This is a genomic window from Burkholderia sp. IT-111MI5, assembly GCF_949752865.1.
GTDB lineage: Bacteria > Pseudomonadota > Gammaproteobacteria > Burkholderiales > Burkholderiaceae > Burkholderia > Burkholderia pyrrocinia_C.
Genome location: NZ_CATKIF010000022.1, coordinates 157613 through 172836, shown reverse-complemented (window position 1 = coordinate 172836; position 15224 = coordinate 157613). Strand labels below are relative to the sequence as shown.

At 67.7% G+C, this 15224-nt stretch carries 17 protein-coding genes; 11 read left to right on the top strand and 6 right to left on the bottom strand.

Annotated elements, in window-relative coordinates:
• Nucleotides 1-36: 36 nt before the first annotated feature.
• Nucleotides 37-258 (bottom strand): hypothetical protein, encoded by a 222-nt coding sequence (locus tag ACM6JT_RS19145; protein ID WP_034181647.1) that lies wholly within the window; start codon nt 256-258, stop codon nt 37-39.
• 271 nt (nt 259-529) lie between these two features.
• Between ACM6JT_RS19145 and ACM6JT_RS19140 the strand changes: the two genes are divergently transcribed.
• Nucleotides 530-2206 carry an alkaline phosphatase family protein gene (locus ACM6JT_RS19140; protein ID WP_034181648.1) on the top strand — a complete coding sequence of 559 codons (1677 nt, stop codon included), beginning with the start codon at nt 530-532 and terminating at the stop codon, nt 2204-2206.
• Between the two features lie 216 nt (nt 2207-2422).
• On the opposite strand, the gene ACM6JT_RS19135 is transcribed toward ACM6JT_RS19140, so the two are convergent.
• Nucleotides 2423-3319 carry a LysR family transcriptional regulator gene (locus ACM6JT_RS19135; RefSeq protein WP_217590281.1) on the bottom strand — a complete coding sequence of 299 codons (897 nt, stop codon included), beginning with the start codon at nt 3317-3319 and terminating at the stop codon, nt 2423-2425.
• 162 nt (nt 3320-3481) lie between these two features.
• Here ACM6JT_RS19135 and ACM6JT_RS19130 point away from each other — a divergent pair, with 162 nt between their 5' ends.
• The 9 genes from ACM6JT_RS19130 to ACM6JT_RS19090 all read left to right on the top strand — a co-directional run bounded on the left by ACM6JT_RS19130 (nt 3482) and on the right by ACM6JT_RS19090 (nt 9938).
• Nucleotides 3482-4333 (top strand): ABC transporter permease, encoded by an 852-nt coding sequence (locus tag ACM6JT_RS19130; protein WP_034181650.1) that lies wholly within the window; start codon nt 3482-3484, stop codon nt 4331-4333.
• Between the two features lie 7 nt (nt 4334-4340).
• On the top strand, nt 4341-5372 hold the full coding sequence (locus ACM6JT_RS19125) for an ABC transporter ATP-binding protein (RefSeq protein WP_414857060.1): 1032 nt from the start codon (nt 4341-4343) through the stop codon (nt 5370-5372).
• 36 nt (nt 5373-5408) lie between these two features.
• Nucleotides 5409-6497, top strand: coding sequence for an extracellular solute-binding protein (locus ACM6JT_RS19120; RefSeq protein WP_414857059.1), 1089 nt, complete (start codon nt 5409-5411; stop codon nt 6495-6497).
• Nucleotides 6498-6507: 10 nt separating this feature from the next.
• A complete protein-coding gene (locus ACM6JT_RS19115; protein ID WP_414857058.1) occupies nt 6508-7338 on the top strand; it encodes an ABC transporter permease in 831 nt (276 codons plus the stop codon).
• On the top strand, nt 7316-7864 hold the full coding sequence (locus ACM6JT_RS19110; protein WP_165948121.1) for a TIGR00725 family protein: 549 nt from the start codon (nt 7316-7318) through the stop codon (nt 7862-7864). The genes ACM6JT_RS19115 and ACM6JT_RS19110 overlap by 23 nt, the downstream gene beginning before the upstream one ends.
• A 68-nt stretch (nt 7865-7932) precedes the next feature.
• Nucleotides 7933-9132: a porin gene (locus ACM6JT_RS19105; protein ID WP_414857057.1), complete on the top strand. Its 1200-nt coding sequence runs from the start codon at nt 7933-7935 to the stop codon at nt 9130-9132.
• Between the two features lie 169 nt (nt 9133-9301).
• The gene (locus tag ACM6JT_RS19100) at nt 9302-9496 is read left to right on the top strand and encodes a YqaE/Pmp3 family membrane protein (RefSeq protein WP_105390536.1); all 195 of its coding nucleotides are present in this window, start codon (nt 9302-9304) and stop codon (nt 9494-9496) included.
• A gap of 154 nt (nt 9497-9650) precedes the next feature.
• Nucleotides 9651-9773, top strand: a complete 123-nt coding sequence (locus ACM6JT_RS19095; RefSeq protein WP_258170513.1) for a hypothetical protein — start codon at nt 9651-9653, stop codon at nt 9771-9773.
• Nucleotides 9774-9776: 3 nt separating this feature from the next.
• Nucleotides 9777-9938: a helix-turn-helix domain-containing protein gene (locus ACM6JT_RS19090; protein WP_279512519.1), complete on the top strand. Its 162-nt coding sequence runs from the start codon at nt 9777-9779 to the stop codon at nt 9936-9938.
• Between the two features lie 104 nt (nt 9939-10042).
• Here the strand turns inward: ACM6JT_RS19090 and ACM6JT_RS19085 are convergent, their stop codons facing one another.
• The 3 genes from ACM6JT_RS19085 to ACM6JT_RS19075 are packed head-to-tail and all read right to left on the bottom strand — an operon-like array spanning nt 10043 to nt 12643.
• Nucleotides 10043-10222: a hypothetical protein gene (locus ACM6JT_RS19085; protein WP_034181658.1), complete on the bottom strand. Its 180-nt coding sequence runs from the start codon at nt 10220-10222 to the stop codon at nt 10043-10045.
• Nucleotides 10194-11201 carry a cytochrome d ubiquinol oxidase subunit II gene (gene cydB / locus ACM6JT_RS19080; protein ID WP_034181659.1) on the bottom strand — a complete coding sequence of 336 codons (1008 nt, stop codon included), beginning with the start codon at nt 11199-11201 and terminating at the stop codon, nt 10194-10196. Before cydB ends, ACM6JT_RS19085 begins: the two co-directional genes overlap by 29 nt.
• A 29-nt stretch (nt 11202-11230) precedes the next feature.
• Nucleotides 11231-12643, bottom strand: a complete 1413-nt coding sequence (locus ACM6JT_RS19075; protein WP_414857056.1) for a cytochrome ubiquinol oxidase subunit I — start codon at nt 12641-12643, stop codon at nt 11231-11233.
• Between the two features lie 484 nt (nt 12644-13127).
• Between ACM6JT_RS19075 and ltaE the strand changes: the two genes are divergently transcribed.
• Nucleotides 13128-14141 carry a low-specificity L-threonine aldolase gene (ltaE, locus tag ACM6JT_RS19070; RefSeq protein WP_414857055.1) on the top strand — a complete coding sequence of 338 codons (1014 nt, stop codon included), beginning with the start codon at nt 13128-13130 and terminating at the stop codon, nt 14139-14141.
• Between the two features lie 31 nt (nt 14142-14172).
• Here ltaE and ACM6JT_RS19065 read toward each other — a convergent pair whose 3' ends face one another.
• On the bottom strand, nt 14173-15081 hold the full coding sequence (locus ACM6JT_RS19065; RefSeq protein WP_105390533.1) for an HTH-type transcriptional regulator ArgP: 909 nt from the start codon (nt 15079-15081) through the stop codon (nt 14173-14175).
• Between the last annotated feature and the right edge of the window lie 143 nt (nt 15082-15224).

Sequence of the window (15224 nt, the reverse complement as noted above, 5' to 3'; positions counted from 1 at the left end):
GCCGCGTCCGCACAAGCCGGGCGCGGCGGCTTTTTTTCAGCGCGCGACGATCGCCGGTTCGCGCTTGTCCAGTTCCTTCCTCGCGGCCAGCGGCAGACGCGCGTCGTCCCACTGCGTCAGCCATTCGACTTCCTTCGCGGTAAATACCTGTCCGTAGTTGCGCAGCGCGTACTGCAGCGCGTCGACGACGTGATGGCGAATGATTTCGGGGGTGCGTGCATCGTCCAGCACGAACCGGAGAGCTTCCAGGGTCGACATAGTCGTGCTCCGGGTCAGGGAAAACCCTTTATCACACGCCAATAGTCGCGGGCCAAGCCGAAAAAAAATCCGGCCGCGCACGCCGGCGCACGGAGCGGACCTGCGTTGCGCGACGCGCAACCGCATTGCGACCGCTTCATGTCACTTGCGTTTGGTTACGTTTGACAGAGAACAGAAAGCCCCGCTTCATCCGACCGCCGCACGATCCGGCGATATTTTGCGCGCCTGATGGCAAGTCACGCAGTTCAACATCAATCGACGAGGTGGGGTGATGATTTCGTTCTTCGGTAAGCAGCGAAAGATGGCCGCGATGGTGGCGGGCGCGCTGGCGCTCGCAAGCATGGGCGCGTACGCGGCGCAGCAGGACGGCGACAGTCAGGGCGGGAACGACGGCCACGCGCGCCGCGTCGTGAAGCACGTGCTGCTGATCAGCGTCGACGGCCTGCACGAGCAGGATCTCGCGCGCTGTATCGGCGCGAACACGTGTCCGAACATCGCGGTGCTCGCCAAGAGCGGCGTGACGTACACGAATGCGTACACGCCCGGCCTGTCTGATTCGTTCCCGGGCCTCGCGGCGCTCGTGACGGGCGGCTCGCCGAAGACGGCCGGCCTGTTCTACGACGTGTCGTACGACCGCAACCTGTATGCGCCGAGCGACACGACGTGCTCGGGCAAGCAGGGCTGGAACGTCGTGTTCGACGAAACGACCGGCATCGACGCGATCAACGGCGGCCAGCTCGTGCACCTCGACGGCGGCGGCGCGTTCAACCCGCAGGCGATCCCGCATGCGCGCGTGGGCGGCCAGTGCGTGCCGGTCTATCCGCACAACTACCTGAAGACCAACACGGTGTTCGAGGCCGTGAAGGCCGGCGTGCCGAATGCGCACACCGCGTGGGCCGACAAGCACGCGTGGGGCTACGACTGGCTGAACGGCCCGTCGGGCACCGGCGTCGACGATCTGATGCGCACCGAGATCAACTCGATCGACCCGGCGACGAACACCGCGTACACGGACGTCTACTCGCACACCGCGCGCTTCGACAACCTGCACGTGCAGGCGCTGATCAACCAGATCGAAGGCCGCGATTCGACGGGCACCAAGAGCGCGCCGGTGCCGACGCTGTTCGGCGCCAACTTCCAGACGCTGAGCGTCGCGCAGAAGTCGCCGGTCGCGAAGGGCGGCGGGTATCTCGACGCGGATTTCACGCCGAACGGTCAGGTCGCGAATGCGATCACGTATGTCGACAACTCGATCGGCCATGTCGTCGCGGCGCTGAAGCAGGCCAACCTGTACACGTCGACGGCCGTGATCGTCACGGCGAAGCACGGCCAGTCGCCGACCGACCGCACGAAGCTCGTGAAGAACGGCGATACGCTGACGAAGCTGCTCGAAGCGAACAACTACCTCGACCCGAACGGCAACTTCGGCCAGAACAACACGTCGACGGGCAACCTGAACGACGGGTCGGGCCTGGTCGGCACGGGCTTCGTGCAGACCGACGACGTCGGCCTGATCTGGCTGCGCGACCGCAGCCAGCGCACGGCCGTCGTGCAGACGCTGAAGGCGAACCTCGGCTGCAACGCGCCGGGGATCTGCGCGGACGGCTCGCAGGCCTACATCCTGTACGGCGCGGCGCTCGCCGACCGCTTCGGCGATCCGGCCAACGGCCGTACGCCGGACATCATCGTCCAGCCGAATCCGGGCGTGATCTATACGTCGAGCACGAAGAAGGACGAGGAGCACGGCGGCAACGCGCCGGACGACAGCCACCTCGGCCTGCTCGTGTCGTACCCGGGCATCCATCGCGCGCGCACCGTGAACGATCTGGTCGGCACGAAGCAGGTCGCGCCGACGATCCTCGAACTGCTCGGCGCCGATCCGCGCCTGCTGCATGCGGTCGTGGCCGAGAACACGCGCGTGCTGCCGGGGCTCGGTATCGGGCGTTGAGCGTGACGGGCGGCGTGGCGCTGCGCTTCCGGCGCCGCCGTGCCGCCCGAGCCTGCCGGGATTGCCGCCTGGGCTTGCCCGGCTCCAGCCGCCTGAGCCTGTCCGGCCATGCCGCCCGGGCTTGCCCAGTCCCATGCCGTCCGAGCTTGTCCGGCTACGCCGCCCGGGCTTGCCCGGCTCCAGCCGCCCGAGCCTGTCCGGCCATGCCGGACAGGCTCATCCGTTCGCGCATTCGTCGAGCATCCATTCCCTGAAGCGCCGCAACGCAGCGCTCGTCTCCAGGCGCTCCGGCGCGTAGCACAGGTAGTGCCCTTGCGCGTCGACGTCGACGGAGGCGTCGAACGGTTCGACGAGCGCGCCGGTCGCGAGCGTGTCGACGATCAGGAAACGCGGCACGAGCGCGAGCCCGAGCCCGGCCTGCGCGGCCTGGATCAACACCGAATACTGTTCGAAGCGCGGCCCTGACAGCGCGTTCATGTGTGCCGCGCGATGGCGCTCCGCCCACATCGACCACGCGATCTCCGCCTGCTCGTGCACCAGCCGCGGCGCGGATGCCGCGTCGGCCGGCTTGCGCAGCGCATGCCGCGCCGCGAATTCACGGGAACAGACCGGCACGAACGTCCGGCCGTCCAGGTAATCGCAGCGCACGCCTTCCCATGCGCCGTCGCCATAGCGGATCGCCGCGTCGAGTCCGAACGGAAACACGTCGCCGTGGGCCAGATGGCGGCGAAAACTCAGCGTGACACCCGGCGCGACGGCCAGGAAGCGCGCGAGCCGCGGCACCAGCCACTTCGTCGTGAAGGTCGGCACGCTCGCGATCGTCAGCAGATCGCTGTTCTCGCGCGCGCTCAGCAATTCGATCGACGCGTTGCCGATCTCGCGCAGCGGGCCGATCACGCGCGCGTGATAGACCTGCCCGGCCCGCGTGAGCGTGAGATTGCGCCCCTCGCGCACGAACAGCTTGACGCCGAACAGCGCCTCGAGATTCGCGATCTGCCGGCTGACCGCGCTCGGCGTCAGGCCGAGCTCGCGGGCCGCATACGAGAAATTCAGGTACTTCACGGAACTCGCGAACGCGTGCAGCTCCGCGATGTTGGGAAACAGGTGCTTCACGGCGAACTATTCCTTGCGCGCACAGATCGATGCGGGCGTTGTACGTTTTTTTCATGACGATGCCATGTCGGATCCGCACACTGCGTCCGTCACGACAACGCATGTCGGCCCTGTCCGGCGGGCGTTGCGTGACCCATTCCGTATCCGCCAGCGAGTTTCGCCATGCATCCGCCATCCGCTCCGGCCCTTGCCGAAGCTATTCCGATTCGTCGTAACAAACGGCCGCGCGCGTTGGCGGGACGCCTGCTGCTGCAGGCATTCGTCGCGGCCTTCGCGCTGTACCTCGCGTTGCCGATCGCGCTGCTGCTGATCGGCTCGGTCGGCCAGTCGTGGACGAACACGCTGCTGCCGTCCGGCATCACGTCGCACTGGTTTGCGGATCTGGCCGCGAACCGCAGCTTTACCCGCGCATTCGGCGTGAGCCTCGTCGTTGCGCTCGCCTGCTGTGCGATCAATGCCGTGCTGGCGCTGCCGCTCGCGTATGCGCTGCATCACCGCGCACTGGCCGGCCGCGGCTTCGCGGCGCGCGTCGTGATGCTGATGCCGATCGCGGTGCCGGCGCTGACGCTCGGGTTCGGCTACATCGCGATCTTCAGCGGCGATGCGCTGCCGTGGCTCGGCACGCTGCCGCTGATGATCGCAGCGCACGCGGTGCTGACGCTTCCGTATTTGCTGCAGACGCTACTGAGCGACCTGCGCCACCTGGGGCTCGCCCATCTCGAGGCGTGTGCGGCAACGCTCGGCGCGACGCCGCTGCGCCAGTTCTTCACGATCGTGGTGCCTAACCTGCGGCACAGCCTGTTTTCCGGCCTCGTGATGGTCGCCGCGCTGTCGATCGGCGAATTCCAGATCTCGAACCTGATCGCGGGTTTCCGCTATCGCAACTATCCGATCGTGCTGCTGCAGGCGTTCTACGGCGCGTCGGGGATGGCCTGCGCGGCGACCGTCGTGCTGCTCGTCCTCGCCGTGCTCGCGACGCTCGCCTCCGTCTTCACCGTGCAACGCCTGAAGTGAAACCGTCATGAGTCTCGATTTCGAAAACGTCAGCTTTCAGTATCCGGGCGCCCGTCACGGCGTCGACGCGGTCACGTTGTCCGCGGCCCAGGGCGAACTGCTCGCCGTGATGGGCCGCAGCGGCTCCGGCAAATCGACGCTGCTGCGCCTCGCCGCCGGGCTGCTCGACGGCTACCGCGGACGCATCGCGATCGTCGGCCGCGACATGGCCGGCGTGCCGGTGTGGCAGCGCGAGATCGGGATGGTGTTCCAGCACTACGCGCTGTTTCCGAACCTGTCGGTCGTCGACAACGTCGGCTATGGCCTGAAGATGCGCGGCATGACGGCGGCACTGCGCCGCCGCCGCGCGCTCGAGATGCTCGAACGCGTCGGCCTCGCGGCGCAGGCCGACCGCAGTACGGCGCTGCTGTCCGGCGGCCAGCAGCAGCGCGTCGCGTTGGCCCGCGCACTCGTGATTGAACCGAAGCTGCTGTTGCTCGACGAGCCGCTCGCCGCGCTCGATGCCGGCATTCGCCACCAGTTGCGCGACGAAATCCGCGCGCTGCAGCGCGCGTGCGGCGCGACGACGCTGCTCGTCACGCACGACCAGGACGAGGCGCTCAGCATGGCCGATCGCGTGGCGATCGTCGACGGCGGACGCATGTTGCAGGCCGGCACCCCGCGCGACCTGTACGAGCGTCCGGCGACCGCGCAGGTCGCCCGCTTCGTCGGCCATTCGACGCTGCTGCGCGGCCGCGTGCTCGCGCACGGCGCGGTCGACGTGCGGTTCGCCACGCTGTGCGCGGATACGGGCGCGCACCGGCCGGGCGACACGGTCGACGTGCTGGTCCGGCCGGAGCACCTGCAGCCCGATCCGCCCGAATACGTCGCGAACCGCATCGACGGCCGGGTCGGCGAGGTGCGCTATTTCGGCGCGACGCAGCGCTTCGACTTCGTGCCGGCCGGTGCGACCGACGCGCTGCTCGGCGAAGGGCGCGAGCTGCCCGCGCGCTGCGTGTCGATCGAGCCGCACCACCTGCTCGTGCTGCCCGCCGCGTAAGCGCGGGCGCCCCTATTCATCCAACGGAGAATCACGATGTCTGCACGCCGCCACTTCCTTATTGCGACGCGCCGCCGCCTGCTGGCGCTCTGTGCGTTCGCGACCCTCGCGCCGGCGCTGGCCCATGCCGCGCCGCTGTATCCCGGCGAGGACGCGCTGTACGAGAAGGCCGCCGACGAAGGGCTCGTCGTGTCGTTCGACACGGGCCCGGAATGGGCGAACTGGAAATCGCTGTTCGCCGAATTCCGCAAGCGCTATCCGAAGGTCGAGATCACGTACAACGACATCGGCTCGGCGGCCACGGTCGTCGCGCTCGACAAGTCGCGGCGCCGCCCGCAGGCCGACACCGCGTATTACTTCGCGGCGTCGGCGCTCGATGCGACGGCCAAGGACGTCGTCGCGCCGTTCAAGCCGGTCAATTTCGACAAGCTGCCGCCGGTGTTCCGCGCAGCCGACGGCCGCTGGTTCGCCGTGCACTCGCTGAACATCGCGTTGCTCGTCAACCGGAAGCTCGTGAAGAACGTGCCGCAGCGCTGGTCCGACCTGCTGAAGCCCGAATATCGCAATGCGGTCGTCTATCTCGACCCGCGCTCGACCGGGCAGGGGCAGGTCGCCGTGTTCGCCGCCGCCTATGCGAACGGCGGCAGCGTCGACAACCCGAAGCCGGGCGCGGATTTCTTCGGCAAGCTGAAGCAGGCGGGCAACGTGCTGCGCGTCGAGGGGACGACGCCGTACGCGAAGTTCGTCAAGGGCGAGATTCCGATCCTGATCGGCTACGAGAACGACGGGCTCAAGGCGAAGTACACGGACGGCATGGGCGACGCGGCCGACGTCGTGATTCCGCAGGACGGCAGCGTATCGGCGCCGTACGCGATGAGTCTGGTGAAGAACGGCCCGAACCCGGCCGCCGCGCAGTTGTGGCTCAACCTCGTGATGAGCGATGTCGGCCAGGCGCTGTTCGCGCAGGGCTACGTGCGCCCGGCCGTGCCCGGCACGCCGGTCGCGCAGGAGGTTGCCGCGAAGCTGCCGAACGCGCCGCAGGTGCGTCCGCTCGATGTCGCGAAGGCCGCGACGCGCAAGGCCGAGGTCGACCAGCTCTGGTCGCAGGCCACGCTCGGCAAGTAAGGGGAACGGGATGCGGGTCTCGTCCATGCAGCGCGGCGTCCTGCGCCGCTACGGCGCGGTGCCGGCGGCCGGGCTGTTCGCGGTGTGCTTCGCGCTGCCGCTCGCCGCGCTCGTCGGCGCCGCGTTCGACGGCGGCGGTCGTGCGTTCTCCGCGGTATTCGGCGATCCGCTCGTCGCCGACGCCATCGTGCGTTCGCTGGCGCTCGCGATCGGCGCCGGCACGCTGTCCGTCGCGGTCGGCGTGCCGGTCGCGTTCGTGCTGGCCGGGCAGTCGCCGGCGCGCCGCCGCTGGTCGCTCGCGCTGCTCGGCGTGCCGCTGGCGTTCTCCGGCCTCGTGATCGCGTACGGCTTCATCCTCGTGTTCGGCCGCGCCGGTTTCGTGACGACGCTGCTGGCGTCGCTCGGCGCGGACCCGACCGTGGTCGGCGGCGCGATCTACACGATGCCGGGGCTCGCGTTCGCGTACGCGTACTACCTGATCCCGCGGGTCGCGCTGATCCTCTACCCGGCGCTCGCGAATCTCGACCGGCGGCCGCTCGAGGCGGCGCTGACGCTCGGCGCGCGGCCGTGGCGCGCGTGGTTCGACGTCGCGTGGCGCGAGCTGTGGCCGTCGATCGCGTCGGCGTGGTGCCTCGTCAGCGCGATCGCGCTCGGCACATACGGCACGGCGCTCGCGCTGGCCGGCACGCAGATCAACATCCTGCCGCTGCTGATGTACCTGAAGCTGTCCGACGGACAGACCGATTTCTCGCAGGCCGCCGTGCTGTCGATCGTGCTGACGGCGCTCTGCACCTGCGTTCTTGCATTGGGGGAAGGACTTGCACGGCAACGACATCATTGAATGGTCGAACCAGGCGCGCGACGCGCTGGAGCAACTCGCGCAACGGCAGCGCGGCGCGACCCGGCACCGGATGCCGGTCGGCGTGATCGGCCCGCGCGATGCGACGGACGCCCAGCTTGCCATCGCCGAGCGAATCGCGCACGGGCTCGCGGCGGCGGGCGTCGCGATCGTCGGCGGCGGCAAGCAGGGCGTGATGGAGGCGGCCGCGCGCGGTGCGCATGCGGCAGGCGGCTGTGCGATCGGGCTGCTGCCCGAGGACGATGCGCAGCACGCGAATCCGTATCTGACCGTCGCGCTGCCCACCGGGCTCGGCATCACGCGCAACGCGCTGATCGCTCGCGCGTCGCTGTGCCTGATCGCGGTCGGCGGCGGGCTCGGCACGTTGTCCGAGATCGCGCTCGGGCTGCAATGGGGCAAGCCGGTGTTCACGATTTGCGACGCGCCGCAGGTGGCGGGCGTCGAGAACTTCGACGAAGCGGACCTGCTCGTCGCGCGGGTCGCGCAGTGGCTGTCCGGTTCGGCGTAGGTCGGCATTCCGGGTAACCGGATGCATCGTTTCGGGTGGTATCGATTTAATAAATAGGAATCCTCTACATGAAGAAGATCACTTTTGCGCTTTGCGTTGCCGGCGGCCTCTGCACGGCGGCGCATGCGCAAGGCACCGTCACGCTCTACGGGATCGTCGACGCGGGTTTGGGGTACACGAGCAACCAGCGCGTCGCGACGAGCAAGGGGTCGCTCGGTTCGCCGGTCGCGTATCGCGGCGCGTCGAGCTACAGCTTCGCGAGCGGCACGTGGTCCGGCAGCCGCTGGGGGCTGAAGGGCAAGGAAGACCTCGGCGACGGGCTCGCGGCCGTCTTCCAGCTCGAGAGCGGCTTCAACATCGGCACCGGGCAGCTCGGCCAGGGCGGGCGGATGTTCGGTCGCCAGGCGTGGATGGGGCTGTCGAGCACGCGCTACGGTACGTTGACGATGGGCCGCCAGTACGATCCGATCGTCGATTTCGTCGGCTCGATCGGGCCGGGTTCGTTCCTGACCGGCATGGGAGCGCATCCGGGCGATCTCGACAACATCGACAACCAGTCGCGCGAGAACAATTCGGTCAAGTACGTGAGCCCGTCGTTCGGCGGCTTCACGTTCGGCGGGCTGTACGGCTTCGGCAACCAGGCGGGCAGCGCGAAGAACCAGAACACGTGGAGCGTCGGCGGCCAGTACGTGAACGGGCCGTTCGCGATCGGCGCGGCCTACCTGTATGCGACCAACGCATTCGGCGCGAACGGCGGCGCATGGACCGGCTCGTACGACGGCACGTTCGGGTCGTCGATCAACGAGGGTTTTGCGTCGTCGAAGAGCATGCAGATCGTCGCGGCCGCGTCGACCTACCAGATCGGCGCGGTGACGCTCGGCCTGTCGTACAGCAACACGCAGTATCGGGCGGGCGCGTTCTCGACGTTCCGGGGCAACGCGACCTACAACTCGGTCGGCGGCACGGCGTCGTGGCAGGTGTCGCCGGCGCTGCGCGTCGCGGCCGGCTACGACTTCACGCGCGGCAGTTCGGTCGGCGGTGAAGCCGCGCCTAAGTATCACCAGTTGAACCTGGCGTCGTACTACTACCTGTCGAAGCGGACCGCGCTCTACGGCCTCGTCGGCTACCAGAAGGCGAGCGGCAAGACGCTCGATCCGTACGGCAATGTCGTCGCCGCGACGGCGTCGGTCGGCGACGTCGGCAACGGCATCTCGTCAGCGGGCAACACGCAGACGCTCGTGCGGATCGGCATGCGGCATACGTTCTGATCGCCGCACGATCGCACTCCGGCGAATTCGATTGGCCCTCGCATGTCGCGAGGGCTTTTTTCGTCCGGCCGATCGCCCGGAGCATGCCGGGCCCGGACTTGAAATGAGGGAAGCAACCCGCCATATTGGCAGCACATGAACTTTCAACGACGCCTCCAGAGGATTCCCGATGCGCCTTCTGCTTGCCCTGCTGCTGCCGTGGTTCCAGTTTTTCACGATCGGCCGCCCGATCGCCGGTGTGATCTGCCTGATCCTGCAACTCACGATCGTCGGCTGGCTGCCGGCCGCGATCTGGTCGGTGTATGCGCTGAGCCAGTACAAGACCGATCGCAAGATCGAAGCGGCGCTGCGCGAGCGGCGGTAAGTCGGAGTTGCAATTCCGGGCGTTTCTTCCCGCCAGGTGCAACGTCAAGGATTCCTGTTTCGGTAGATATCTACATAATTTGCGCGCAGCCGTGTGCGCAATTTGTATAGATTTCTGCTGGAATGATTGTGTTCAACGGACGGGAGGCGACACGATGGACAAACGCTATAACGCAATGTCGCTTCCCGAACAGCTTGCGCTGCGGCGGCAAGCGATCGAGGACGTTCTCGCGCATCCCGACTGGTCGCTGCGCGAATCGGTGCGCCATCTGAAGTAGACAATGCGGCTGACGAGCGCCGAGATGGCGAAGCTCGCCGGCGTGTCGACGAAGACGATTCAGGATATCGAGCAGGGCCGCAGCGACGGGACGGTTCAGACGATGAACCGCATATTCGGCATGCTGGGATTGAAGCTCGGCGTCGTGCGGCGGGCGCCTCAATAACGCACTCGGAGGAAGCGGCCGCGCAGCGCGTATCCATCGGGCGATCGATGCGCGCCGCGCCCGGGCCACGCGCGTGGCGCGATCGCCCGGCCGGCGCCCTGACTTCACTTCACCGCAAACAGCGTCAGGTTCATGAAGATCTTGAACGCATAACCGAGCGTGACGGCGCCGACCACGCCGCCCGCCCACAGCACGACGAACCACATCCAGCCGCGCATCCGCGGCCGGGGCGCCTCGGGCGGGCGATCGGCGGAATCAGTGGTGGTAGTAATGCTGGTCTTCATGGCGCACCTTGCCTCGGAATACCCAATAACCCATCGTCGTGTAGGCGATGATGATCGGGAGGATAACCGCTGCGCCGACCAGCGTGAAGGTCTGGCTGGAACGCGGCGCCGCCGCTTCCCAGATCGTCATCGTCTGCGGAATCGCATACGGGAACAGCGTGACGAGCAGGCCGACGTAGCCGAGCAGCACGAGCGCCAGCGCGAGCACGAACGGCGTCATGTCGTGCCGGTCGCGCACCGCGCGACGCATCCACACTGCGCACCCGGCGACCAGGAACGGCACCGGCAGCAGGCGCCAGAATAGCCCCGTATCGAACCAGCGCTGCGCGATGGCCGGATCCTGCAGCGGCGTCCACAGGCTGACGACCGCGATGAAGCCGAGCAGCACGACGGTCAGCGGCCACACCACGCGATGCAGCCGGCGCTGCAGGTCGCCTTCGGTCTTCGCGACGAGCCAGCAGCAGCCGAGCAGCGCATAGGTCACGATCAGGCCGAGGCCCGTCAGCAGGCTGAACGGCGTGAGCCAGTCGAACGCGTCGCCCGCGAACACGCCGTCCTTCACGGTGATGCCCTGCAGGAACGCGCCGAGCGCGATCCCCTGGAACAACGTCGCGCCGGCCGAGCCGCCGATGAACGCGAGATCCCACAGCTGCTTGGTGCGTCGCGCCTTCGCGCGGATCTCGAACGACACGCCGCGGAAGATCAGGCAGACCAGCATGAAGATCAGCGGCAGGTACAGCGCCGACAGCACGGTCGAATAGACGATCGGGAACACCGCGAACAGCCCGGCGCCGCCGAGCACGAGCCAGGTCTCGTTGCCGTCCCACACGGGCGCGACCGTGTTCATCATCAGGTCGCGTTCCTTCTCGTCCGGGAAGAACGGGAAGACGATGCCGATGCCGAGGTCGAAGCCGTCGAGCACGACGTACATGAAGAGCCCCAATGCGATAATCGCGGCCCAGATTACGGTGACGTCCATAGGTTTTCTCGATTGCGGATGGGGTGGGCTCAGACGGTCTCGATCAACTCGTCGACGGCCGACATCGGGCGGCGCGCGGTGTGATCGGGGCGCGTGTCGGGCGTGTCGTCGTGCTTCGCGTCGGGCAGCGCGGGGCCGGCCTTCATCAGCTTCAGCATGTAGTACACGCCGGTGCCGAACACGAGGAAGTACACGATCACGAACGTCATCATCGACAGGCTGACCTGCTGCACCGACAGCGGCGACACGGCCTGCGCGGTGCGCATCACGCCATACACGACCCACGGCTGGCGGCCCGCTTCGGTCGTCACCCAGCCCGCGAGCAGCGACACGAAGCCGGTCGGGCCCATCACGAGCGCGAAGCGCTGGAACCACGTCGATTCATACAGGCGGCCGCGGCGGCGCAGCAGCCACGCGAGCGCGGCGAGGCCGATCATCGCGAAGCCGAGGCCGACCATGATCCGGAAGCTCCAGAACACGACGGTCGAGTTCGGACGGTCCTCAGGCGGGAATTCCTTCAGCCCGCGAATCTCGCCGTCCCAGCTGTGCGTGAGGATCAGGCTGCCGAGGTGCGGCACCTTCACCGCGTAGCGGGTCGTTTCCGCCTTCATGTCCGGAATGCCGAACAGGTTGAGCGGCGTGCCGCCCTTCTCGGTTTCCCACAGCCCTTCGATCGCGGCGATCTTCGCGGGCTGGTGCTTCAGCGTGTTGATGCCGTGCTGGTCGCCGATCAAGGCCTGCAGCGGCGCGAGTACGAGCAGCAACCACAGCGCCATCGAGAACATCTTCTTCACGCCCCTGTCGCGGCGGCCCTTCAGCAGGTGCCATGCACCCGTCGCGGCCACGACCAGCGCGGCGACGATGAACGCGGCGATCGCCATGTGGAACAGGCGGTACGGGAACGACGGGTTGAAGATGATCGCGAACCAGTCGGTCGGCACGACGCGGCCGTCGACGATCTCGAAGCCCTGCGGCGTCTGCATCCAGCTGTTCGACGCGAGGATCCAGAACGTCGAGATCAGCGTGCCGATCGCGACCATCAGCGTCGCGCCGAAGTGCGCGCGCGGGCTCACGCGGTTCCAGCCGAACAGCATGATGCCGAGGAAGCCGGCTTCGAGGAAGAACGCGGTCATCACCTCGTACATCAGCAGCGGGCCGGTGACGGCGCCGGCGAAGCTCGAGAAGCCCGACCAGTTGGTGCCGAACTGATAGCTCATCACCACGCCGGAGACGACGCCCATCCCGAACGCGACCGCGAAGATCTTCGACCAGAACAGACAGAGGGTCTTGTAGTACTGCTTGCCGGTCTTGAGCCAGCGATATTCGAGCACGGCGATGAAGCTGGCGAGGCCGATGCTCAGCGCCGGAAAGACGATGTGAAAGGAGACGGTGAACGCGAATTGCAGGCGGGCCAGATCGAGGGCCGAAAGTGCGGTGTCCATACCAGATGACCGAAGCTGACGATACCCGCCGGCGGGTGCCGGCGGACCCCGGCCGACAGGCGGCGGGGTTGGCTGGAGTATGTGCCGCGATGTTGCACCGCGAAATGCGCCAACTCGTCGCAGATGTCCAGCCTGCCGCGCGCGATTCCAGGATAAATCGTTGATTCGTATCAAGAAGGCCGTTCGCGGCGCGTGCGGCCGCGGCGTGGCGGTCTGACGCACGTGCGGCAATATGGCGCGTCGCGTCATCGGAACGGTTCGATCCGCACGCCCGTACCGTGCGGAACCCCCGGCGTGCCGCCGTGCGCGGCCGATCCGTTTCGACGCGTTAGCGTGTAACGCGGGTGACGCGCGGGAGGGGCGTGGCAGGTGGGGGCCGCGGCTCGACCGTCGGCACGCGCTGCGTGAATTGCGTACACTCTGAGTCTCGTTTCGGCAGGGCCGGGCGCATCGGTTCCGGTCCGCGTTCACTCAGGGCACGAAGATGATCGATTTACGCAGCGATACCGTGACACGTCCGAGCCAGGCAATGCTGGCCGCGATGACTGCCGCCGAAGTCGGCGACGACGTATGGGGCGACGACCCGACCGTGCTGCGCCTGCAGGCGGCTGTGGCCGAGCGGACCCGCAAGGAGGCCGGCCTGTTCTTCCCGAGCGGCACGCAGAGCAACCTGGCCGCGCTGATGTCCCATTGCGAGCGCGGCGACGAGTACATCGTCGGCCAGCTCGCGCACACCTACAAGTACGAAGGCGGCGGCGCGGCCGTGCTGGGCAGCATCCAGCCGCAACCGATCGAGAACGCGCCGGACGGCACGCTGCCGCTCGCGAAGATCGCCTCGGCGATCAAGCCGATCGACAATCACTTTGCCCGCACGCGCTTGCTCGCGCTCGAGAACACGATCGGCGGCCAGGTCTTGCCGGACGGCTATGTGCAGGAAGCCGTCGCGTTCGCGCGCAGCCGCGGGCTGTCGACGCACCTCGACGGCGCGCGCGTATGCAACGCGGCCGTCGCGTCGGGGCGCCCGATCGCCGAGTTGTGCGCGCCGTTCGATACCGTATCGATCTGCTTCTCGAAAGGGCTCGGCGCACCGGTCGGCTCGGTGCTGGTCGGCAGCCGTGCGCTGATCGAGCGCGCGCAGCGCTGGCGCAAGGTGCTCGGCGGCGGGATGCGGCAGTCGGGCATTCTCGCGGCGGCGTGCCTGTATGCGCTCGACCACAACGTCGAGCGGCTCGCGGACGATCATGCGAACGCCGCGCATCTCGCGGCAGGCCTCGCGCGCATCGAATCCGTGAAGGTGCTGTCGCACGCGACGAACATGGTGTTCGCGCAATTTCCCGAAGCCGATTGCGCGCCGCTCGAGGCGTGGCTCAAGGAGCGCGGGATTCTCACGCAGATGCTGTACGCGTCGCGCTTCGTTACCCACTGTGATGTGTCGCGCGCGGACATCGATACGTTCGTCGGCGCGGTCGGTGCGTATTTCTCGCAGCGGCGCGCGTAACCGCCGCGAGCCGGGTCGTCACCGGCTCATGTCATTTCGGCAGCGGCGCGAGCAACCGGCGCGCCGCTTCGACTACCCGCGCGGACAGCGACGCCATCGTCGGCGACTGCACGGTCCACGCGTGCCAGTACAGCGTGACGTCGGTCGGATGCGCGGGCGCAAGATCGACGAGCCCCTGCGCGTCGAGCGGCGCGGTGCCGATCAGCGGCTCCGGCACCATCGCGTAGCCGAGCCCGTGCCGCACCGCCGCGAAGTGCGAATGGGTGCCCGGCACGTAATGGCACGGGTATGCACCTTCCGGCAACCCGAACTTCTCCTTCAGGAACGACGACTGCAGCGTGTCGCGCCGCGAATACGCGACGACGGGCGCGTTGCGTGCGCTCGTGCGGTTCAGCCCGCGCGGAAACCAGCGTGCCGCGAACGCGGCGGCCGCGAGCAACCGGTAGCGCATCGTGCCGAGCGGCGTCGCGATGCAGCCGCGCATCGGCTTCGGCTCGGTCGTCACGCAGCCGACCGCCATTCCGCTTTCGAGCAGCGCGAACGTGTGGTCCTGATCCTCGACGATCAGCTCGAACAGGATCCGCTCGCCCGCGAGCACGGAAGTCAGCGCGGGCAGGAACCACGTGCCGAGGCTGTCGGAATTCAGCGCGATCGTCACGGAGATCGGCGATTCGCGCTCGGTCGCGAGCGTGCTTTGCAGGTCGGCCTGCAGCAGCGCGACGCGGCGCAGGTGCTGCAGCACGCGCTGCCCGGCCACCGTCGGGCGGCACGGCCGCGTGCGCAGCACGAGCGGCGTGCCGAGGCTCGCCTCCAGCGCGCGGACCCGCTGCGTGACGGCGGATGCGGTCACGTGCAGGCGCACGGCCGCCTGCTCGAAGCTGCCCGTGTCGGCGACGGCCAGCAGCGCGGCGGCCTGCTTCGGATCGATCGTCAGCGACATGTATCAGATGGGCAGAGACGGATTGTGATGCTCAAAACGATGAACTCCTGCTAGTCATGGCGTTGCGGCCGATCATGACGCTTGGCGATCCAGTGTGGCATGGAAATCGGTCATACCTTGGGACCAAACTGTGACCGATTCGG